Consider the following 21,593-nt stretch of genomic DNA (forward strand, 5'->3'; position numbering starts at 1 on the left):
ATAAAAGGGGATAAGTCAATGCAGGATACGATTTTAAAGATTGAACATATCAGTAAGTTTTATCCCGGCGTGACGGCACTGAATGATGTCAGCTTCGAGATAAAAAAAGGCGAGGTCCGTGCACTGGTAGGCGAGAACGGAGCCGGAAAGTCCACCCTGATTAAATGTATCATGGGGGTGGAGAAGCCGGACGAGGGCCAGATTTCCATGCACTACAACGACCAGTGGATTGTGAATACAAATGCTCTGGAAGCCCAGAGCCATGGCGTTTACGCCAATTACCAGCATGTCAATATCGCGCCTGACCTGAGCATTGCCGAGAACTATTACCTGGGCCGGCAGCCCCGCACAAAGCTGGGGGCTGTTGACTGGAGGAAAATGGCGGATGACAGCAAGAAGATTATTGACAAATTTGAGATGAACGTGGACCCCAGGGACAAGATCAGGAAGCTGCCCATTGCCATGCAGGCCATGGTGACCATCAGCAAGATTTCTGTCAATGACGACATACGGATTGTAATCTTTGACGAGCCCACGGCATTGCTTGAGAATGAAAAAGTGGAGGTGCTGTTCCGCTTCATCAAGGAGTTAAAGGAAAATGGCGTCAGTATCATTTATATTTCCCACCGTTTGGAGGAAATCATGGATATCTGCGACAGCGTGACCGTGCTCAAGGATGGCACCTATGTGGATACAAAACCAATCGGCCAGGTCACCAAGGATTCCCTCATACGGATGATGGTCGGACGGGAAATGTCCGATATCTATAATATCAAACGCCAGGAGCCGGGGGAGGAAGTCCTGAGGGTGGAGGATTTCAGCGACAGCAGCCATTTTAAGGACATTAATTTTACCGTGCATAAAGGCGAGATACTGGGCTTTGTGGGCCTGGTGGGAGCCGGGCGCAGTGAGATCATGCGGGCGCTTTGCGGCGTGGAACGCAGGCTTACCGGCAATGTGTACGTCAAGGGACAGAAGGTGATTATCAAGAATCCCAGCGACGCCATGCAGCATGGGATCTGCTTTTTGACCGAGGACAGGCGCGCGGACGGACTGGCCCTCCAGCTGCCGATTAAGACGAACATCAACATGAACTCTTACGATATGATCAGCAGCCGGGGAATCATTTCCCTTAAAAAGGAGCAGGAGAGGGCGGAGGATTTCTCCAAACGTGTCAATGTAAAGACGCCCAATGTCATGCAGCTGGTGGGCAACCTTTCCGGCGGCAACCAGCAGAAAGTGGTAATCGCCAAGTTGCTCTGCCGCGACCCGGATGTGCTGATCTTCGATGAGCCGACCGTGGGCGTGGACGTGGGCGCCAAGGAAGAAATCTATAAGCTGATGGAAAAGCTGACCGAACAGGGCAGGAGCATCATTCTTATCTCTTCCTACCTGCCGGAGGTCATGGGACTGGCGGACCGCCTCATTGTCATGGCCCAGGGAAGGATTACCGGGGAGTTTAATAAAGAAGAATTGTTGACCTTGAGAGAAGAGGATGTCCTGCGCAGGGCGTCTGTGGAAGGTTAGTCATAGGAGGAATAGTATGGGCAAGTCAAAGGTTGGAAAGGGCAGTTCGCTTACCAGTGTATTCCAGCAGACGGAATTTACGCTGGGAGTCATCATTGTGGCTTTATTTGTAATAACGTCTGTTTGTACGGATAATTTCTTTAGTGTTTACAATATAACAAACCTGATGAAGCAGTGTGCCATCATCGGCGTCCTGGCAGTGGCCCAGACCATGATCATCACCACCGGAGGGATTGATATCAGCGGCGGCGCCATCACGGGCCTTTCCTGTATGGTCCTGGCGCTGCTCCAGCGCGACACGGGCATGAACTTCTACCTGACGCTGCTGATAGCTGTCATGTTTGCCATTGCTGCTGGTTTTGCCAACGGCATCATTGTCTATGATTTCAAGGTTCCCCCCATGATTGCAACCCTGGGTATGTCCACCATCATCCGGGGTATCATCAAGATTATCAGCAAGGCCCTGACGGTCAGCGGCCTGGACGAGAGGATCCTCAACATGGGCAACAACAGCTTCTTCGGACTGCTGCCCGCCCTGGCCATCATCTGGGCGGTAGTGGCCCTGGTGGTGTTCCTGATCCTCCGCTACACGGTATTCGGAAGGAACCTGTATGTCATCGGAAGCGGCGTGGAGGTTGCCAAGCTGAGCGGTATCAAGGTCAGGAAAATGTTCTATTCCGTCTACGCCTTTGCAGGACTGCTCTACGGCATAGCAGGCATCATGCTGGCCGCCCGTGTACAGAGCGCCCTTCCCACCGGAGGCGAGGGCTACGACATGAACGCCATTGCTGCAGCCGTAATCGGCGGCGCATCCCTTTCAGGCGGACGCGGGGCTGTCAGCGGGACCCTTCTTGGAACCATCCTGATGGTACTCATTAACAACGCCGGCGTGCAGTTTGGGCTGAATACCCATGTGCTGGAGATTACCAGCGGCGTGCTGATTGTGTTCGCGGTCACCATGGACATGGTGAAGAACAGGAAGAAGGCATAGGACAGCGGTATGGAAGGCTGCATAGGACGGCGGTATGGACGGCTGCATAGGACAGCAGCATGGGAGGCCGCATAGGACAGCGGCATAGGACGGCGGTATAGGACGGCAGATGGTTGGTGCGGTTATGGACTGGGGCAGTTTCCAGACATGGCCGCACCTGTTTTTTATGGAAAAGCAGATGGAAAAGGATTGACGTCCGGCTCCGGGCAAAGTATAGTAGGAGATATTTGGATATGGAGCGGACAGGCAGGACATGCGCAGGACGCCCCATAGGATTTACAGCAAGCCGGAGGAGGACATGCATGTCTTTAAGCAGCAATTACAATTGTACCCTGAAAGCCAGCTGCACAGGCTATGTGGTACAGGCCATTGTCAATAATTTTGCGCCCCTGTTATTCCTTACGTTCCAGGGCGCGTTCGGGATATCCCTGGGGAGGATTACCCTGTTAGTGACCGTGAATTTTGGGATTCAGCTGCTGGTAGACCTTCTGTCCGCCAGGTTTGTGGACCGTATCGGCTACCGCACCTGTATTGTTGCGGCCCATATCTTTGCGGCTGCGGGATTGGCGGGACTGGCCTTTATCCCGGACCTGGTGCCCGGGCATTTTGCGGGCCTTGTGGTGTGCGTGTGCCTGTATGCAATCGGGGGAGGGATAATCGAGGTGCTGATCAGCCCCATCGTGGAGGCGTGCCCTACCGGTAAGAAGGATGCGGCCATGAGCCTTCTGCACTCCTTTTACTGCTGGGGGGCGGTTGCGGTGGTGCTTGGCTCCACCCTGTTCTTTACCGTGGCAGGAGTGGGGAACTGGCGGATCCTGGCGCTTTTGTGGGCACTGGTCCCTGCTGTCAATGCGCTGGTTTTTGCCAGGGTTCCGATTCTTTCATTGGTGGAGGACGGTGATGGGATGGGGATCCGGGAACTGGCGGGAAACCGGGTGTTCTGGCTGTTTGCATTTATCTTTGTCTGCGCAGGTGCTTCGGAACAGGCCATGAGCCAGTGGGCTTCCGCCTTTGCGGAGTCAGGGCTTAAGGTATCCAAAACCATGGGGGACCTGGCCGGCCCCTGTATGTTTTCCGTGCTTATGGGATTATCCAGGGCGTTGTATGCCAAATACAGCGAGAAGATCCAGCTGCCTGTTTTCATGACCATCAGCGCCCTGCTGTGCGTGTTCAGCTATCTGCTGGCCGCCTATGGGCCTGACCCGGCCCTGGCGCTTTTGGGCTGCGGCCTGTGCGGGCTTTCCGTGGGAATCCTGTGGCCGGGCGCATTTTCCCTTGCATCGGCCAGCTGTCCCAGGGGAGGCACTGCCATGTTCGCGCTTCTGGCCCTGGCAGGCGACCTGGGATGCTCTGCCGGTCCCACGCTGGTGGGTCTGGTGTCAGGGGCGGCAGAGGGCGGCATGAAATCCGGACTGGCTGTGGCTGCCTGGATTCCGGCTGTGCTGGTATTGGGGCTGCTCCGTGTCATGCGTGGGGGACGAAAAAAGGAATATAATCAATAATTGGATAATATGGGGAGGGGATTTTCAAGGTAATTTGTAAATAACTGTATGCTTCCATAAAATTTTACACATACTTTACATAGACTTTACATTGGGAGCGGGAAGCCATATTGACGATATATGAAATATCCCGTATAATGAGTATGTGTTAAGAATAAGTAAAGATTTGATAAACAACAGGAAAAGAGGCTACAGATTATCATGAAATCCGCCCACCTGAATGGACGCCGCAACTGTGCGATATAGAAGGCATGACCTGCGATCTTTTAACCGAAGATGGCGGGCCCTGCCTTATTTTTGCGCCATTTTTACCTGGGCATTCCGGTATTATCCATATAATGATAATGTAGGAGCTTTCCTATCCTCTTAAACAAAAGGAGAAAACACATGGGAGTAGAATTGGTATTAAGCCTGCTTGGAGGTCTGGCGCTGTTCATGTACGGCATGCAGATGATGAGCAGTAATCTGGAGGCGGTGGCCGGCAACCGGATGAAACAGATATTGGAACGTCTCACAGCTAACCGCTTTTTGGGTGTGCTGGTGGGAGCGGGGATAACGGCTTTAATCCAGTCCTCATCGGCAACCACGGTCATGACGGTGGGGTTTGTTAATTCCGGCCTGATGACACTTAAGCAGGCTGTCTGGATTATCATGGGAGCCAACGTGGGTACCACCATTACCGGACAGCTGATTGCCCTGGACATCGGGGCCCTTGCGCCGCTGATTGCATTTGTGGGCGTCATGCTCCTGATTTTCATGAAGAACAAAAAGGTCCAGCATGTGGGCGGCATCATTGCAGGTATCGGCGTGCTGTTCATCGGAATGGGGATGATGAGCGATGCCATGGTCCCGCTCCGGGATTCCCAGACATTCATCCATATGGTAACCAAGTTCTCCAATCCCATCCTGGGAATCCTGGTAGGCGCTGTGTTCACGGCGGTAATCCAGTCTTCCTCAGCCTCCGTCGGCATCCTCCAGGCGCTGGCCATGGGAGGGGTGATTGATATCCACAGCGCGGTGTTCGTGCTCTTCGGACAGAACATCGGTACCTGTATCACGGCTCTTTTGGCAAGCGTGGGAACGAGCAGGAATGCCAAGAGGACAACGGTCATCCATCTGATGTTTAATGTGATTGGAACCACGCTGTTTGTGATTCTGTGCATCCTTACGCCGTTTACGGATTTCGTGGCAGGCCTGACCCCGGGCAACCCGGTGGCGCAGATTGCCAATGTCCATACGATATTCAATGTAAGCACCACGCTGATCCTGCTGCCCTTCGGCACCCTGCTGGAGCGGATTGCCATTGCAATCCTTCCTGACAGGCAGGTTCCTGTGAAGGATGCGGACCGGTGGTTCGAGGACCTTATGGCTTCCAAACATCATCTGGGCGTGTCTACCATTGCAATTAACCAGATTCATGATGAGATTACCCTTATGATGGATGTGGCTGCCAGGAATGTATCGGAAAGCTTCATGGCGGTTGCCAACGGGACTGGCAAGGAGGGAATCCAGGGGATTGAGGAGAGGGAAGAAGAGATTGACCTTAGCAATGTAAGGATTTCCAAGAAAATATCCAAAATCCTGGTACTGGACCAGACGCCAAAGGATGTGGATACCTTAAACCGTATGTATTCCATTCTGGGAAATATCGAGCGGATTGGGGACCACGCCATGAACCTGGCGGAGTACGCGGAAACCATAGAGCAGAAGAGCCTGGCATTCTCCGGTTATGCCAAAAAGGAGTTCCAGGTTATGGAAGAAACCTGCCGGGAGGGCATGGAGCTTCTGCGCATGGCTGCACAGGGGAATCCGGAATTTAAACTGTCGACGGCTGAGGAGATTGAACAGCGCATTGACGATATCACCCTGAAGTTCCGCCAGAACCAGATTGACCGTATGAGGGACGGGAACTGCAATGTGGAATCCTCCATCCTGTATTCGGAAATGCTGACGGATTATGAAAGGATCGGGGACCATATGCTGAACATTGCCCAGGCCTATGCTGCCATTGAATGGTCTGGGGACAGGGGACAGACAGCGGCGGCGATTGCTTAAGGACATGGCTGCATGGCATGTCCGGAATAAAAAGAACGGCTTTCAGGAAAATAGATTCCTGAAAGCCGTTCTTTTATGGGTGTGCGCCCGGCGGCGCACGTTTCTAACCGGAAACTCACGGCTGCTTCTTTGTTGCGGTAGGAAGGTTCCAGCAGTACCTGGTGGCCAGCATTCGTATCAGGATGACCAGCAGCGCGCTTATGATCATGGACGCATCCCCTGTGATCCAGTCAGCCAGGAACACATAACACAAGGCCCCTGCAATGGATGCGCTGGCATACACATGCTTGCGCAGGATATAGGGGGTCTGGCCCGCCATGATATCCCTGAGTACACCGCCCCCGACCCCGGTAAGCACGCCCAGGAAAACGGACAGGAAATGATAGTCCCCATATCCTGCCAGCACGGCTGTATCGATTCCTGTAACCGTAAATGCCGCCAGCCCCACGGCGTCAAAAATGTTCATCATTTTCTCATAGGAGGCAATGTAACGGCTCTCCAGTATCCTCTGGTTTAGCCTTACGACGATGAACAGTGCAAGGACGGTTATGAAAGCAGCCATCACATAGACCGGGTTCATGAAAAGGCCGGGCGGGACATTGCCCAGTATGATATCCCTGAGCATACCGCCTCCCACCGCGGTGGTGACGCCAAGGACCACGACGCCTAACAAATCCAGCTGCTGCTTGATGGCCACCATGGCGCCGGAGGAGGCAAAGGCAACGGTTCCTATTACCTCGATAATGAAAAAGATTGATACATGAAATTCCATAAGATTCATTCTATCCTTCGTACTGTTTATTGAATACAGCAGGAAAATCCTATAACAGGAAAATGTTGTGCTGCCTGCACACTTCCCTCATATCCTTTGGCCAGATACTGGCCTGTACCTCGCCGATATGGGCGCGGTCCAGTAAAAGCATGCACAGGCGTGACTGTCCGATTCCGCCGCCGATGGTGTAGGGCAGTTCGCCGTTTAAGAGCATCTTATGGTAGGGAAGGCTTCTGCGCTCTTCGCACCCGGCCTTTTCAAGCTGTTCCTCCAGGGCTTTCTCATCCACGCGGATTCCCATGCTGGAAATCTCCAGGGCGCAGTTTAAGTGTTCAAACCAGAACAGGATATCACCGTTCAGGCTCCAGTCATCATAGTCAGGCGCCCGCCCGTCATGGGGCATACCGCCCGCAAGCCTGTCGCCGATCTGCATCAGGAACACACATCCATGCTCCTTTGTAATCAGGTTCTCCCGTTCCTTGGGAGTGCTGTCAGGATACAGATCCTCCAGCTCCTGGGTGGTGATGAAGAAAATGTCCTTGGGAAGGTGCTTTACCGCTTCCGGATATTTGTACCACACCTCGTGCTGCATGTGCTTGATGATCTTGAATATCTCACGGACCGTGTCCATCAGGGTATCCAGGTTCCTCTGTTCCTTTGTGATTACACGTTCCCAGTCCCACTGGTCCACATAGCAGGAGTGCAGGTTATCCAGTTCCTCATCCCTGCGGATTGCGTTCATGTTGGTGTAAAGGCCTTCGCCGGGTTTAAAGCCGTACTCCTTAAGGGCCATACGTTTCCACTTGGCGAGGGAGTGGACAACCTCCAGGGTCTCGCCGGGAAGACCCAGCATATCAAAGTCCACGGGCCGCTCCGTGCCGTTCAGGTTATCGTTAAGACCGCTGCTGCGCTCCACGAACAGGGGAGCGGAAATCCTCTCCAGGTGCATTTCCCGTCCCATCTCTTTCTGGAACGTGTCACGTATGTATTTGATTGCGTCCTGTGTCTCCCGGATGGTAAGCCGGGGGTCATAGTTTTCAGGTAAAATCAGTTCCATCTAAATGATCCTCCAATTATCGATTTACATATGTTTCTTATGGTATCATTAATGGGAAAAAGGTGCAAGGGCTAAAAATAAAAAACTATTCAAATAAATCCATGAGTTTTTTGCGCATTTTCCTGCGCCGCTCCCCGGTGCCTTCCTTATCAATGGAAAAGATGCCATCCGTCTCATTGATCATATCCCCTTCCTTTACGGCTTCCGGCAGCTGTTCCAGCGGAATGGATACCATTGCCTTCTGCTCGTTTTCACATATGGCCAGACCTTCCTCCAGCCGGTCGATGATGTATTTCATGTAAACCTCCTGTTGCATGTTGGGCTGATTATGGGTTGCATTGTTTGCAGGGCGCGTATCCCTGGCTGATAAGCCCGTCCCTTGTGCCGGTATATTCCTTCCGGTTCCTGTCCTGGATCTGTTCCGAAGAGGGGCAGCCGGGCAGGTGGAATTTCATGGTGTTGGTATTGAGTATATAAGTGGACTGCTGGGCCGGGGAAGGCTGGGCGCCGGCGTCCTTCTGTGTGCCGGGAACATCCCAGGTGATGTGGGTCCCGTCGCTGGATGCGGTGATGGTGCCGTCCTCATCCGTGCGGAATATCCGGCATCCCGCCTTCTCCAGTTTTTCCATGGTCTCTTTATGGGGATGTCCGTAGGAATTATCCTTTCCGCACTGGATCACCACGTAGGAGGGCGATACCGCCTTCAGGAAGGTGCTGGTGGTGGAGGTGCTGCTTCCGTGATGGCCTGCCTTCAGCACATCTGCCTTCAGGGGCATGCCGCTGTCCAGCATGTCGGACTCGGCCTGGGATTCAGCGTCCCCGCACATGAGGAAGCTGTTGCTGCCATAGGTGAGCCGGATTCCCACGGACCAGTTGTTTAAATCATTTCCATAATCCTTTACCGGTGCGACAATGGTGAAGGATGCGTTCCCAAGGCCATAGGTGTCACCGGGAACCGGTTTGGTGATTTTAAGCCCCTTGTTGGAGACTGCGTTCAGCACATCCTCGAAGGTGCGTGTGGTGTGCTCCACCGGAGGAAGGATGACCTTGCCCACGGTGAACTCCTCAATGACCTTATCCAGCCCCCCTATGTGGTCAGAGTGGGGATGGGTGCCGATGACATAATCAAGGGTGGTGACCCCGGCCTGCTTCAGATAGGAAACAACGGTGTCCGCCTGGTCATTTTCACCTGCGTCAATCAGCATGTAATGTCCGTCAGATCCCGCCAGTATACTGTCACCCTGGCCCACGTCAATATAGTGCACCGTCAGATCCTGTCCCGTCCGGCCTGCCTGTGCGGCCGGAGGGACCGCGGATGGGGACGGGGAACAGCCGCCTGCCAGCACGGCAATCATCATAAGCATGCTAATTATCAATAATCGGATATGGTTGTGTCGGGTCATTTTAATGTCAGCCTTTCTGTCGGTTTTATTTCAGTTGTTCCATGGCCTGGATGAAGGCCTCATCCCACTGGGGATGGATTCTCTTTAAGGATATGGGTTTACCTTCGCTATTTAAGAAGCAGTGGCTGCTTTCGCCTGATGCCATCAGCCGGCCGCTTGCGGCGTCCCGCATTTCATATTCCAGGGTCATGCGGATTGCATTGTAAGCTTTGATGCTGACCCGGATGCGGATGCGGTCATCAAAATGCACCATGTTCCTGTACTGGCAGCGGACTTCCAGGACCGGGCTCATGATTCCGGCATGTTCCATGGCACGGTATCCGCATCCCATCTGTTCCATCATGTCAATCCTGGCTTCCTCCATCCAGCGGATGAAGTTGGAATGATGGACGCATCCCATCTGGTCTGTTTCGTAATATTGGGCATGATGCTCATATTCTTTTATCATTCTTACCTCCTGGTCTTGTGGTATCTTACGCAACACACCCTAGTATATCGCAGGCAGCATAATTCGTAAAGTCCCTGAAATACCGGAAATCATGACAGCGCAGATGCAAAAAACATGGAATGGATTTGAAATACGCTGTATATTTTTGGATAAGCCTACATATACTGGTAATAAATGGGCCTACAGAATGAACCCATGGCCTTAAAAATAAAATCAGAGAAAAGGAGCATATTGCTATGGCACGGGGAGTAAGGAAAACACCGATTGAAAAACTGCAGGGGGAGCTTGCTGAGGTGCGGGCATCCATTGCACAGTATGAGAGCTGTCTGGAGACAATGAGGGAAAAGGAAGGTTATCTGGAAGAACAGATTCAATTGGAAGAGTTTAAGGTTGTCAACGAAATGCTGCGTGAACGTGATATGACCATGGAAGACTTAAAGGAAATGCTGTCATCCGGGACAGAGGACAGCCTGAGCGCCTGACATGGTATACAGCCCGGGATTTTTGTGATAAAATAAATAAAAAATCTCAAGTGGAGGTACAAAAGATGGTGGAAGTGACTCTGGGAAGCACTGGCATTACTGTGAATAAGAATGGTTTCGGCGCCCTTCCTATCCAGCGTATATCGGATGAGGACGCCGTATATCTGGTGAGAAAGGCATATGAGGGAGGAATCACATTTTTTGATACGGCCCGGTGCTATACGGACAGTGAGAAGAAAGTGGGGATGGCGCTGGAAGGAATCCGGGACAAGGTATTTATAGCCACCAAGACCATGGCGGATACCGTGGAGGATTTCTGGAAGGATTTAGGAACTTCCCTGGAAAATCTCAGGACAGACTACATAGATTTATATCAGTTCCACAATCCGTCCTTCTGTCCAAAGCCAGGCGATGGGACCGGGCTTTATGAGGCAATCCTGGAGGCCAAGGCCCAGGGGAAGGTGAGGCATATCGGCATCACGAACCACAGGCTGGCTGTTGCCAATGAAGCCATTGATTCCGGGCTTTATGAGACCCTGCAGTTCCCGTTCTGTTATCTGGCAACGGATAAGGATTTGGAGCTGGTAAGCAGATGTAAGGATGCCAATATGGGATTCATTGCAATGAAAGCCTTATCCGGCGGCCTGATTAATAATTCCCGGGCAGCCTATGTATATCTGGCACAGTTTGACAATGTACTTCCCATCTGGGGGGTCCAGAGGGAGAAGGAACTGGACGAGTTCTTATCCTATGTCCAGAATCCTCCGGTGATGACAAAGGAACTGGAGGAGCTGATTGCCCGCGACAGGGAGCAGCTTCAGGGCGAATTCTGCCGTGGCTGCGGATACTGCATGCCGTGTCCGGTAGGGATTGACATCTGTAACAGCGCCAGGATGTCCCTGATGATCCGACGCGCCCCGTCCCAGGCCCAGCTTACCCCTGAGGCCCAGGCGCAGATGAAGCTGATTGAGCAGTGCCTCCACTGCGGACAGTGTAAGGGGAAATGTCCATACGGGCTGGATACGCCGTCTTTGCTTGAGAAGAATCTGAAGGATTATCTGGAGATATTGGACGGGAAGGAGTATTAGTATGTGTCCGTGAGGGAACGGACCTTACGGATCATGTAGGGAAAATGTCCTTCGGACAGGCCATGGGGCCGGGAACGTGGAAGAGGATTGAAAATGGAAGAAAATGATGTACATGGGTCCGGCTTCCAAGATAAAATAAGGGCAGGGGCTGCGCGGTATTTTAATCATACCGCGCGCCCCTGCTTTTTTTCCTTCATTTATCCTCTGTAACGGTTGATGCATGCAAATATCTCCTGAACCCTGGGCATACAGAGTCCCATGGCTGCATAGGAGGAATCGCTGAGTGCACTCAGGCCGCCCTTTGCCACTTCCTTCTGCACGAGCGCAACCGTGTCAGCAACCGTATAGCGTTCCAGAAGCTGGTGCTCTACGCAGTACCGGAGTATCTGGGCAAGCGTGTTGGTCTGCTCCGGGTCGATGAGCTGTTCCACAAAACGCAGGTCCACCGGTGACTTGCCTACCTGAAGGGAGTCCTTTCCGTAGACCTTTACCTTGATGCGTTCGTCACGTCCGCCAGAGTCAGACGGACCGTGTCCGCGCTGCCCGCCCCGGCCGTAGGAGGAACCGCCCCGGCCCCGGCCGTAAGAAGAACCGCCCTGGTCATAGGAGGAATCACCCCGGCTGTAAGAAGAACCGTCCCGTCCGGTTGATTCGCTGCGGGCTGCATTTCCATTGTTCCCTGTAAAAAGCTTCCGGCCTTTCTGGGGAATGGAGAATCCGGGGGCGCGGGTTATGGGTTCTGTTCCATAGGACGCGCAGAATGCCTTTGTCCTGTCTGTGATGTCATATGGTTCATAGCAGTCCATCTGAAGGATGGTGTCCGCAATATAGAAATAGGCGCCGGAGCTGCCCGCAACCATGACCGTGGATATGCCGGACTTTTCGTACAGATCCCTGGCCCGCTCAATGAACGGGGTGATAGGCTCCTTGGAACGGCTGATGATCTTCTGCATCAGGTCATCCCGCACCATGAAGTTGGTGGCGGAGGTATCCTCATCAATCAGGAAGACACGGCTGCCTGCCTCCATGCCCTCAATTACGGCAGCTGCCTGGGACGTGCTTCCGCTGGCATCCTCGGTGGAGAAGCACCGCGTGTCCTTTTTGTTGGGCAGGTCATTGATGAACAGGGAAATATCCGTGTTGCGGATGCTGCGCCCATCCTCGGCCCGCAGTTTCATGGCAGTGCTGTCCGTAATCACATATTCCCGTCCATCCCCGGCAATGTGGTTGTAAACCCCGGATTCCAGGGCCTTGAGCAATGTGGATTTGCCGTGATAGCCGCCGCCCACAATGAGGGTGATGCCGCGTTTCAGCCCCATACCTGTAATGGCGCCGTGATGGGGAAGGTTCAGTTCCACCCGCATGGACTGGGGGGATACAAAGGGGACGCTTCCCTTCATGGGCCTGCTGGAAATCCCGCTTTCCCTGGGCAGGATGGCCTCATCGGCCACAAAGGATACCAGGTCCAGCCGCCCGAGTTCCTCACGGATGAACTGCTGGTCCTCGGCCAGGTCAATCACGGATTTTACCTCACCGGGCCTGCGGTTCTTAAAGTAAAGTACGCTTTTAGCACATCTGGGAAGGAAGTCAAAGAGAATCTTAATAAGCTCCCCTGAATTAATGGTCCTTCCATTGGCCGGGAAACCGCATTCAAAGCGGACGGTTATTCCTTTGGCATTGCACTCACAAGCAGTGCGGCTTAACACCTCGGGGCCGGGATGGCTGGTGGTGATGAGCCCGCTTTTACCGGAACCCTTTGCCTTAAAATTATATTTTGCAATCTCCTGGTAGAACTGCCTTACCAGATAATCCTCAAGGGCTGTCTGCTTCCAGGGCGTATCAAAGTAATCCGCCGGATATCCCGCCTTCTGGTGGGGGATGAAGACGCTGAGCTTGGAGGGGGAGGCAAAGGGGTCCCCCTGCACATGGTCAATGGTCAGGACATAGTCGCTGAAATCGTAGGATCCCCTGGCGTCCTTGTAGGCCGGATAGCTTCTCCGGTCAATGGACTCTAAAAGCTTTCTTAAATCTGGCGCTGATTTCGTCATTTATAATCACCTCTTGGTCCGCAGGGACATGGCTGTGCCTGTGGCCGCTTTCTTAATTTAATCTGTTTTTAATCCATTATATTTTAATGCACGGAACAGGAAAATGCAACCGGATATATGGATTTCACCGGCGTTGAACAATACCTCCGTTTATGGTATGATGGTTTGCATAAAAAGCAGGAAAGAAAGTGAAGCACTTATGATGGAAGAAATAAAAAAGCAGCTGACAGATGCCCTTACGGGCGCTGAAAAAGTATTGATTGGAATCGGCGGTGAGTGGAAACTCAGGGAGGACGGCAGGGACATAAGGGAGCGGAGCCTTGGTGACAGCGCCCAGGCCGGGCTGAAGGAAGCGTATGATTCCTTATACGCCCTTGTAAAGGACAAGGATTACCATGTGGTTACCACCCTGACGGACGGAGCCATCTATGAAACGGATTTCAATCCGGGCCGGGTGGTGGCGCCCTGCGGCAACATCCACTGGCGCCAGTGCTCCAATGCCTGTACCAAGGACATATGGGAGGAAGGGGAAATACCGGATGATATCTGTCCTCATTGCGGCGCGCCGCTTACCGGCAATACCCTGGATTCAGGCAATTATATAGAGGAGGGGTACCTGCCCAGCTGGGAAGCTTACAAGAAATGGCAGACAGGCACATTGAACCGTGCCCTTGTGATCCTGGAACTGGGAGAAGGGTTTGGGACCCCGACGGTCATGAGATGGCCATTTGAAAAGATTGCATTTTTTAACCAGAAGTCCCTGTTTTTCAGGATCCATGAAAGCTTTTACCAGATACCCAGGGAAGCCCAGGAACGTGCATATGGAATCCACTGCAATTCCGTGGATTTCATCCGGGATTTAGCAGGAATTTAAAAAACATATTGCCTTTATTACGTTACCATGCTAAAATGTTAAATCATAGGAGCGAGGTTAAAAATATGATTGCCATAATTGATTATGACGCAGGCAACCTGCGCAGCGTAGAAAAAGCACTGATATCCCTGGGAGAATCACCGGTCATCACAAGGGATGGGAAGACCATACTGGATGCGGACAAGGTCATCCTGCCTGGAGTGGGGTCCTTTGGCGATGCCATGGGCCGCCTGCGCCAGTATGGCCTGGTGGATGTGATCCATGACACGGTGGAAAAGGGAACCCCCTTTTTAGGAATCTGTCTGGGACTGCAGCTGTTGTTCGGAAGCAGTGAGGAGAGTCCGGGAGTGGAAGGACTTGATATCCTTCCTGGCCGCATCCTCAAGATACCGGACTGCCCGGGGCTTAAGATTCCCCATATGGGATGGAATTCCCTGGACATAAAGCCGGAAGCCAGGCTGTTTAAGGGGATTGGGAATGGGGCGTATGTATATTTTGTACATTCCTATTATCTGAAGGCGGAGGATGAAGCCATTGTGGCGGCTTCCACGGAATACAGCACCCATATACACGCGGCGGTTGAGCGGGATAATGTGTTTGCCTGCCAGTTCCACCCGGAAAAAAGCAGCCAGGTGGGGCTTACCATATTAAAAAATTTCATCGAACTGTAGGAGAGTGCTATGTTTACAAAGAGAATAATCCCATGCCTGGATGTGAATGAAGGGCGTGTTGTAAAGGGCGTGAATTTTGTGAACCTGCGGGACGCAGGGGACCCGGTGGAGATAGGCGCCGCCTACGATAAGGCCGGTGCGGACGAGCTGGTATTCCTGGACATCACTGCTTCCTCGGACAACCGGAATACGGTGGTGGACATGGTGCGCAAGGTGGCGGAAACCGTGTTCATCCCCTTTACTGTCGGCGGAGGCATCCGCACGGTGGAAGATTTCCGCATGCTTTTGCGGGAAGGCGCTGATAAGATTTCCATTAATTCCTCAGCCATTGATAACCCCCGGCTTATCAGCGATGCGGCGGATAAGTTCGGGCGGCAGTGCGTGGTGGTGGCCATTGATGCCAGGCGCAGGCCGGACGGGTCGGGATGGAACATCTTCAAGCACGGGGGCCGTGTGGATGTGGGCATTGACGCCGTGGAGTGGGCCATGAAGGCCGACCGGATGGGTGCAGGGGAGATCCTTCTCACCAGCATGGACTGCGATGGGACCAAAGCCGGGTATGATAACGAGCTGACTTCCCTGATTGCGGAAAATGTCTCGGTTCCTGTCATTGCATCGGGCGGTGCAGGCACAAAGGAACATTTCCATGAAGCCCTGACAAAGGGGAAGGCGGACGCAGCCCTTGCGGCGTCCCTGTTCCATTATAAGGAATTGGAGATAAGGGACCTTAAGGAATATCTGGCCGGGAAGGGGATACCGGTCCGGCTGTAAGGCGGGGGTGGATTACAGGGCGGCGGCGCCTGGCAATGGTGCCGCCGCCCTGTCCGTGCTTTTGCCTGAAACCATATTACGGTTCTGAAACCATATTTCCGTCTTAAAACCATATTTCCGTCCGGAAACCGTATTTTCGTTTTTCTTTGACAAATATTTTGTATATATCCGTTGTTTCCTTTGTATTCCTATGCTAAAATATGAAAATATGGATAAACATGTAGAAGAAAAGGAGATGCAGGAGATGGCCGCGATATCCAATGACTGGCTGCAGCCCTTAAGTGGCGAGTTTAAGAAAGCATATTATAAAAAGCTGTATCAGACCGTAAAACACGAATATGAGACAAGGAAGATATTCCCGGCGCCGGATGATATATTCAATGCATTTGCATTTACGCCTCTGGCGGATGTAAAGGTGGTCATCCTGGGGCAGGATCCTTATCACAATGACGGACAGGCCCACGGCCTGTGTTTTTCCGTAAAGCCGGATGTGGAGGTCCCGCCGTCCCTGGTGAATATATATCAGGAGCTTCACGACGACCTGGGGTGTTACATCCCCAATAACGGATATCTGAAGAAGTGGTCGGACCAGGGCGTCATGCTCCTTAACACCGTACTGACCGTGCGTGCCCACCAGGCTAATTCGCACCATGATATTGGGTGGGAGCAGTTTACGGACGCCGCCATCCGGATTCTCAACGAACAGGACCGTCCCATGGTATTCATCCTGTGGGGAAGGCCGGCCCAGTCCAAGAAACCCATGCTGACCAATCCAAAGCATATGATACTGGAAGCGCCTCATCCAAGTCCGTTATCCGCGTTCAGGGGATTTTTCGGCAGCAGGCCTTTTAGCAGGACCAATGCATTTCTTGAGGAACATGGTCTGGCGCCGGTGGACTGGCAGATTGAGAATATATAAAACAGGTATAGTGACGCATAAGATTACATAAAATGTACAGCATACAGCCTTGGCATCCATGTAAGGGGCATGATGCGGGAATTACAGGCAAAGATGCGGTAAGGAGAATTTATGACTTTAGTTGAAGTGTTGAAGATAATTGTATTGGGAATCGTGGAGGGATTCACGGAATGGCTGCCCATAAGCAGTACCGGGCATATGATACTGGTGGATGAGATCATCAAGCTGAACCAGCCGGATGCGTTTAAGGACGTGTTCCTGGTGGTCATCCAGCTGGGGGCAATCCTGGCAGTGGTGGTCATGTATTTCCATAAACTGAATCCTTTCAGCCCCAGTAAGAGCAGCAGGCAGAAGGATGCGACCTGGTCCCTGTGGATTAAGATTGTCATTGCCTGCATCCCCGCAGCCGTCCTGGGACTTTTGCTGGATGACTGGATGGAAGCCCATCTCTTTAATGCGTATGTGGTGTCTGCTGCCTTAATCATATATGGTGTGCTTTTCATTGTCCTGGAGAACAGCAGCGTGTGCGCCAATCCGAGTATTAACAAGGTTGGGCAGATTTCTGCAAAGACAGCGTTCTTTATCGGCATGGTCCAGCTTCTGGCCCTGATTCCGGGAACCTCCCGTTCCGGTTCCACCATCCTGGGAGCCATGGTGCTGGGGTGTTCCAGGGGAGCTGCCGCGGAGTTTTCATTTTTCCTTGGAATCCCGGTCATGTTTGGAGCAAGCCTCTTAAAGCTGGTAAAATATTTTGTGGCTGGCAATGTGTTCTCAGGTCCGCAGGTGTTTTACACAATCCTGGGCATGCTTATAGCGTTCGTGGTATCCATCTATTCCATCCAGTTCCTGATGAGCTATGTGCGCAAGCATGACTTCAAGTTCTTTGGTTATTACAGGATTATATTGGGAGTGATTGTGCTGGCTTATTTTGGGATTACGGCGCTGGCCAGCTAGGGTGTGTTTATTCTATTCAGACATTGGTTTGATACGGTTATACTGAAACCTTTTGTACCGTCCTGGAAACAGGGCGGTCTTTTTGGCTGTGCGCGCCATGGCCGCCCTCCAACGGGCGAACGGTGGATGGATGACCTGGGCGGTCATAATTGACGGAATAAGACAAGGAATGCTATACTGGGAAAGAAAGAGGGAGGGGTTGGAAATGTCTGTTATCGATAGGATAAAAATCATCATAGAATCAAGAAAAACTAATTTACGGATAGGTTACGCCATATCACAAAATACTTTGGTTGAGAACGAAGAACAACTCTGCCGGTTATTATGCCGCATATTTGACGAAGAACAAAAAGAAATTGATAAAGAGCATCAGAAACCGTTTGTGACAGATGACTATGAAAAAGGCATCATGTCCTTTGCCATAGATTTGGACCAGGCATTATTCCGGAATCAGGGGGAAATAGCGTCTGCTAAAACATACAGAACGCTTTATACCAGAAGGCACATGGCCTATGCCTTTTTTCACAATCTGGATAACTTAGAAGACGGAGAAACAGTGTATATGCAAAACGTCCCAGAGCCGGTTCATACTGCCTTTCCGGCTTTGATAGAGTTTTACCGGAATTTCATTGGGAAGTTTGCTGATAATGAAGAGGCAATCCGGTTAATGTGCAGGTTTTACCCCGAAGGAAACATACCCAAGCTTTCCGGGGACAGGACGGCAGAGGCGCTTTTTACGCATATCCGGCATGCGGGTTCTTTGAAGGACCATGGATATGCATATCATGGGATTGAGATGATTGAGAAATACATCCGTAATGTTCCGGTGACGGTTCTGGAGAAAGTCCTGAAACAGTATCATCTGTATGGCATTATTAATAATATGGTTTACCGGCACCAGATTCACGCGATTATAACAGGGTCTTCATTATCTGGTGATGGACAGAAAAAGTATAAATTCTGGTATCTGGACTCACTGATTCTTGCAGATATCCTGAATAAAATCCTATATAAGAAGCTGCAGTCGGAAACGGAAGACGTGGAAAGGGCATTTCTTGGGGATATAAACCTGGATACGGATTCTCTGGAGGTCTTTGAAAATCCACGGGGATATTGGGGGAATGGCGGGATTGGAAACCGGTCATTTTATCTGAATGATATTTTGGAGTATACCATCTCTTTATATAAAGGTAATGTGACTGTATTAAATAAGAACGCTCATGTCAAGGAAGATTTTCCTTTTGACATTGGAGACTGGCGGTTGGATGGCTACTACGGACGGCAGGAGGAACAGAAACTTTACGGAGTTGTTCATGGCAGTTCGGGGGAGAAAATCAATTATAGGCAGATGATGTTTTCGCTGCTTTACCTAAACCGATATCACGGGATGGAAGAACAGCAGATTGATTTTGACCATCGGTATCATTACGATATCCGGAGAAAAAAATTACAGTTAAGCCAGGAGAAGGGGAGACGGATCCATCATTTTTATGGAAAGGCCGTGTCCTCCCTTTCCTGCATTGTGGGAAAGAACGGAAGTGGCAAATCAAGCACCGTGGATTTCCTGAGGGGAACATTCCTAAGGCTGTTAAAGCTGATGGAGGAAACCGATATCATATTGGAGGATGGCTTCATTCAGAAAGATGCGGTCCGGGATTATCATATCTTAGAGGAGGATACGGAGTTCCTGGTGGTGTTCCGCCTGGATGATGACGCATATTATGTGACGAATATAGACGGACTTAGGGTGGATCAGGCCATACCTTTAAAACCTTTTAATAGGGGAATCATCAGAAGCTTCAATGAAATCAGCAAGCTGTTCTATTTCTCCGGTTTGTTGAAGAATGATTTAGAACCTTTTGCGGACACGGCGCAAAGAGGGGATGGGAAGAACGGCGGCAAGCAGGAACAGGCAGTGATGTTGGATGACTTTAAGCAGTATGATTACTCTGAAATGGAAAGCTTTACGGAGAAAATCACGTGCTGGAAGGAAGGGATGGCAGGGGATGAGGATTATATCAATAAGGAGTTATGTTACCAGTTTACCTTTCTGAAATGCATGGGACAGGATAGGGTGAACCGTCTGCTGGATTTAAAGGCAGATAAGGTATTCCATGTGAGGAGGGTGATGTCAGAAGATAAAAATGAGGCAGAAGAACAGTTTACCCTGGGTCAGATTGAAAATAACCATGAAAAGGTCAAAAGCCTGCTGGAAAAGTTTGTACATTGTCCGGATGCAAAGATAGAATATTTCTCATCCGGGGAGTATGCAAAATTTGCATTTCTGGCAAGGCTGTTCTGGATGCTTGAAGGCCGTCAGTATGAGAAAACGTTTTATGAGGAATTGGTGGGTAAGAATATCTTTGGCAGTGAGGAAACGCTGCTGCCGGGGGAGACGGCTATGATTTTTATTGACGAAGGGGAGGTTTACTATCACCCGGAGTGGCAGAGATGTTATATTGATACGCTTTTAAACATGATAAATGAAAAATTAAACCAGGAGCGGGTACAGATTGTGATTACAACCAACTCTCCTTTTATCCTGTCAGATGTATTAAGGGAAGACGTGGTTTATCTTTCAGGGGAAGAGGAGACAGCCGCGGAAATGCGGGAAAAGGAAATCACATTTGGACAGAATATCCACCGTCTGCTTCGCAGGAATTTCTTTATGGAAGCTACGATTGGGGAATATGCGAAGACAATGATCCAGGAAATGATAGGCGTTCTGCAGGGCGGGAGGAAGCGTAAGGCGGCAAGGATGGAAGATATCCGCACATTTTTGCACCAGTACTATTCCGAACTAGAGGACGGGGAGGAATGTGAGGCCATACAGGGATTGATTGACCAGATAGGAGAACCTGTTTATAGGGATAATCTGGAAAAACTTGTAAGCATATATAAGGCAGAAGATAAGGAATGGCAGATAAATGAGATGCAAAAGGAAATCCGGCAGTTGGAGGAAAGGATACAAAGGCTGAAGCATGATTAAGATTCATACATATTCAAATGGATTCCAGGAGGAATATTTTGAGGCAGTACGAAAGAACGTCGGCATAGGGGACATGAAAGCAGTTGCAGCCAGCAGCAAAAAGTTCCTGCCTCTGGATTTTTTCACTGCAAAGGATGCAGAGGGCCGGTTCAGGGAATTGATTTTGGCCCCTTATAAAAAGCTGAAGGAGGCTGAGCAGTATATAAGGAAAAATAAAATGGCGGAAATGGAGGCAGAATGCCGTGACAATCATTCAGCCCATAAGCCGCAATTAACGGATTTATATTATAGGTTATACAAAGCCTTTCGTGATGTGGCGAAGTCTGAGAAGGACGGGAAGTCGCTGCGGGTCAGGCTGGTAGGGAACACCGGATTGACGGTATGTCCGTATTGCAACAGGGATTATATTAATGCAAGGGCACGGAATGCATCCGGGGCGCAGCTGGACCATTTTTTCAGCCGCTCAAAGTATCCGGTTTTTGCAGTAAGCCTTTACAATCTGGTTCCGGCCTGCGGGAACTGCAACCGTATTAAAAGCGGAGGCAGCAAAGCGTTCGCCTCTCCCTTTGATGAGGAAATTAATTTTAACCAGGAAGTGAGATTTTCATACGAATCCCAAGATGACGGGTACATCGTCAATATTGAGACAGACAATGAACGCATGAAAAATAACCTTGAGCATATGAAAATCCGGGAGGCTTATGCAATTCATGAGCGCGATATTAAGATGATAATAGAGAAACAAATGGAATATTCCAAAAGCCAGATAGAAGAATTTCAGAAAATGTTTAAGGAGTTAAATGATTCGGGAAAAATCTATATAACAGAAGAGGACGTGAAAAGGGCTGTTTTTGGACCGCCAATCAGCGAGGAAGATATGAAAACCCGTTCATTGGCTAAAATGTACCATGATATTTATGATAAATTGGGGATATACCCTGTTACAGCCCGGTCAGACAGCTGAGCCGCAAAAAAACAAGGTAAAGCACGGCTGTCCTTTGTAATGCGGCTGTTTAGGATTCCTGGAAGCAGAGAGGTACTG

Annotated in this window: 19 protein-coding genes; 13 read left to right on the top strand and 6 right to left on the bottom strand. The window is 50.9% G+C overall.

The features are described from left to right. Nucleotides 1–18 precede the first annotated feature (18 nt). The 4 genes from LK536_RS37085 (at nt 19) to LK536_RS37100 (ending at nt 6,075) form a co-directional block, all read left to right on the top strand. Nucleotides 19–1,527: a sugar ABC transporter ATP-binding protein gene (locus LK536_RS37085; RefSeq protein ID WP_008721568.1), complete on the top strand. Its 1,509-nt coding sequence runs from the start codon at nt 19–21 to the stop codon at nt 1,525–1,527. 16 nt (nt 1,528–1,543) lie between these two features. Continuing rightward, entirely contained in the window at nt 1,544–2,518 is a 975-nt protein-coding gene (locus LK536_RS37090) for an ABC transporter permease (protein WP_008721570.1), read from the top strand. A 302-nt stretch (nt 2,519–2,820) separates the two neighbouring features. Continuing rightward, a complete protein-coding gene (locus LK536_RS37095) occupies nt 2,821–4,020 on the top strand; it encodes an MFS transporter (RefSeq protein ID WP_227795275.1) in 1,200 nt (399 codons plus the stop codon). 387 nt (nt 4,021–4,407) lie between these two features. Then, complete coding sequence (locus LK536_RS37100; protein WP_008721574.1) at nt 4,408–6,075, top strand: Na/Pi cotransporter family protein; 1,668 nt, start codon at nt 4,408–4,410, stop codon at nt 6,073–6,075. A 115-nt stretch (nt 6,076–6,190) separates the two neighbouring features. Here LK536_RS37100 and LK536_RS37105 read toward each other — a convergent pair whose 3' ends face one another. The 5 genes from LK536_RS37105 to LK536_RS37125 form a co-directional block, all read right to left on the bottom strand. Beyond that, nucleotides 6,191–6,847, bottom strand: a complete 657-nt coding sequence (locus LK536_RS37105) for a trimeric intracellular cation channel family protein (RefSeq protein WP_008721576.1) — start codon at nt 6,845–6,847, stop codon at nt 6,191–6,193. 49 nt (nt 6,848–6,896) lie between these two features. Further along, a complete protein-coding gene (gene asnA / locus LK536_RS37110) occupies nt 6,897–7,904 on the bottom strand; it encodes an aspartate--ammonia ligase (protein WP_227795276.1) in 1,008 nt (335 codons plus the stop codon). A gap of 85 nt (nt 7,905–7,989) precedes the next feature. Then, nucleotides 7,990–8,202, bottom strand: a complete 213-nt coding sequence (locus LK536_RS37115) for a DUF3006 domain-containing protein (protein WP_040381283.1) — start codon at nt 8,200–8,202, stop codon at nt 7,990–7,992. Nucleotides 8,203–8,230: 28 nt separating this feature from the next. Next, nucleotides 8,231–9,268 (bottom strand): ComEC/Rec2 family competence protein, encoded by a 1,038-nt coding sequence (locus LK536_RS37120; protein ID WP_331472108.1) that lies wholly within the window; start codon nt 9,266–9,268, stop codon nt 8,231–8,233. A gap of 64 nt (nt 9,269–9,332) precedes the next feature. After that, nucleotides 9,333–9,755, bottom strand: a complete 423-nt coding sequence (locus tag LK536_RS37125) for an acyl-CoA thioesterase (RefSeq protein ID WP_130789413.1) — start codon at nt 9,753–9,755, stop codon at nt 9,333–9,335. A 236-nt stretch (nt 9,756–9,991) separates the two neighbouring features. On the opposite strand from LK536_RS37125, the gene LK536_RS37130 reads away from it, so the two are divergent. Together LK536_RS37130 and LK536_RS37135 are read left to right on the top strand one after the other, a co-directional pair. After that, nucleotides 9,992–10,237 (top strand): calponin homology domain-containing protein, encoded by a 246-nt coding sequence (locus LK536_RS37130; protein ID WP_008721585.1) that lies wholly within the window; start codon nt 9,992–9,994, stop codon nt 10,235–10,237. Nucleotides 10,238–10,302: 65 nt separating this feature from the next. Continuing rightward, nucleotides 10,303–11,325: an aldo/keto reductase gene (locus LK536_RS37135; RefSeq protein WP_008721586.1), complete on the top strand. Its 1,023-nt coding sequence runs from the start codon at nt 10,303–10,305 to the stop codon at nt 11,323–11,325. Between the two features lie 197 nt (nt 11,326–11,522). Here LK536_RS37135 and LK536_RS37140 read toward each other — a convergent pair whose 3' ends face one another. Continuing rightward, the gene (locus LK536_RS37140; RefSeq protein ID WP_227795278.1) at nt 11,523–13,373 is read right to left on the bottom strand and encodes an ABC-ATPase domain-containing protein; all 1,851 of its coding nucleotides are present in this window, start codon (nt 13,371–13,373) and stop codon (nt 11,523–11,525) included. A gap of 199 nt (nt 13,374–13,572) precedes the next feature. On the opposite strand from LK536_RS37140, the gene LK536_RS37145 reads away from it, so the two are divergent. The 7 genes from LK536_RS37145 (at nt 13,573) to LK536_RS37175 (ending at nt 21,515) form a co-directional block, all read left to right on the top strand. Beyond that, nucleotides 13,573–14,247 (top strand): hypothetical protein, encoded by a 675-nt coding sequence (locus LK536_RS37145; RefSeq protein WP_331472109.1) that lies wholly within the window; start codon nt 13,573–13,575, stop codon nt 14,245–14,247. 65 nt (nt 14,248–14,312) lie between these two features. After that, entirely contained in the window at nt 14,313–14,918 is a 606-nt protein-coding gene (gene hisH / locus LK536_RS37150; RefSeq protein WP_025483240.1) for an imidazole glycerol phosphate synthase subunit HisH, read from the top strand. A gap of 9 nt (nt 14,919–14,927) precedes the next feature. Continuing rightward, nucleotides 14,928–15,689, top strand: a complete 762-nt coding sequence (gene hisF / locus LK536_RS37155; RefSeq protein WP_008721593.1) for an imidazole glycerol phosphate synthase subunit HisF — start codon at nt 14,928–14,930, stop codon at nt 15,687–15,689. A gap of 244 nt (nt 15,690–15,933) precedes the next feature. Next, nucleotides 15,934–16,608, top strand: coding sequence for a uracil-DNA glycosylase (locus LK536_RS37160; RefSeq protein ID WP_008721596.1), 675 nt, complete (start codon nt 15,934–15,936; stop codon nt 16,606–16,608). Nucleotides 16,609–16,719: 111 nt separating this feature from the next. Continuing rightward, nucleotides 16,720–17,562 (top strand): undecaprenyl-diphosphate phosphatase, encoded by an 843-nt coding sequence (locus LK536_RS37165; protein ID WP_227795279.1) that lies wholly within the window; start codon nt 16,720–16,722, stop codon nt 17,560–17,562. Nucleotides 17,563–18,124: 562 nt separating this feature from the next. Next, nucleotides 18,125–20,551 (top strand): ATP-binding protein, encoded by a 2,427-nt coding sequence (locus LK536_RS37170; RefSeq protein ID WP_227795280.1) that lies wholly within the window; start codon nt 18,125–18,127, stop codon nt 20,549–20,551. After that, the gene (locus tag LK536_RS37175) at nt 20,544–21,515 is read left to right on the top strand and encodes an HNH endonuclease family protein (protein ID WP_227795281.1); all 972 of its coding nucleotides are present in this window, start codon (nt 20,544–20,546) and stop codon (nt 21,513–21,515) included. The genes LK536_RS37170 and LK536_RS37175 overlap by 8 nt, the downstream gene beginning before the upstream one ends. Nucleotides 21,516–21,593 lie beyond the last annotated feature (78 nt).

This window comes from Clostridium pacaense (genome assembly GCF_020709765.2).
GTDB lineage: Bacteria > Bacillota > Clostridia > Lachnospirales > Lachnospiraceae > Enterocloster > Enterocloster hominis.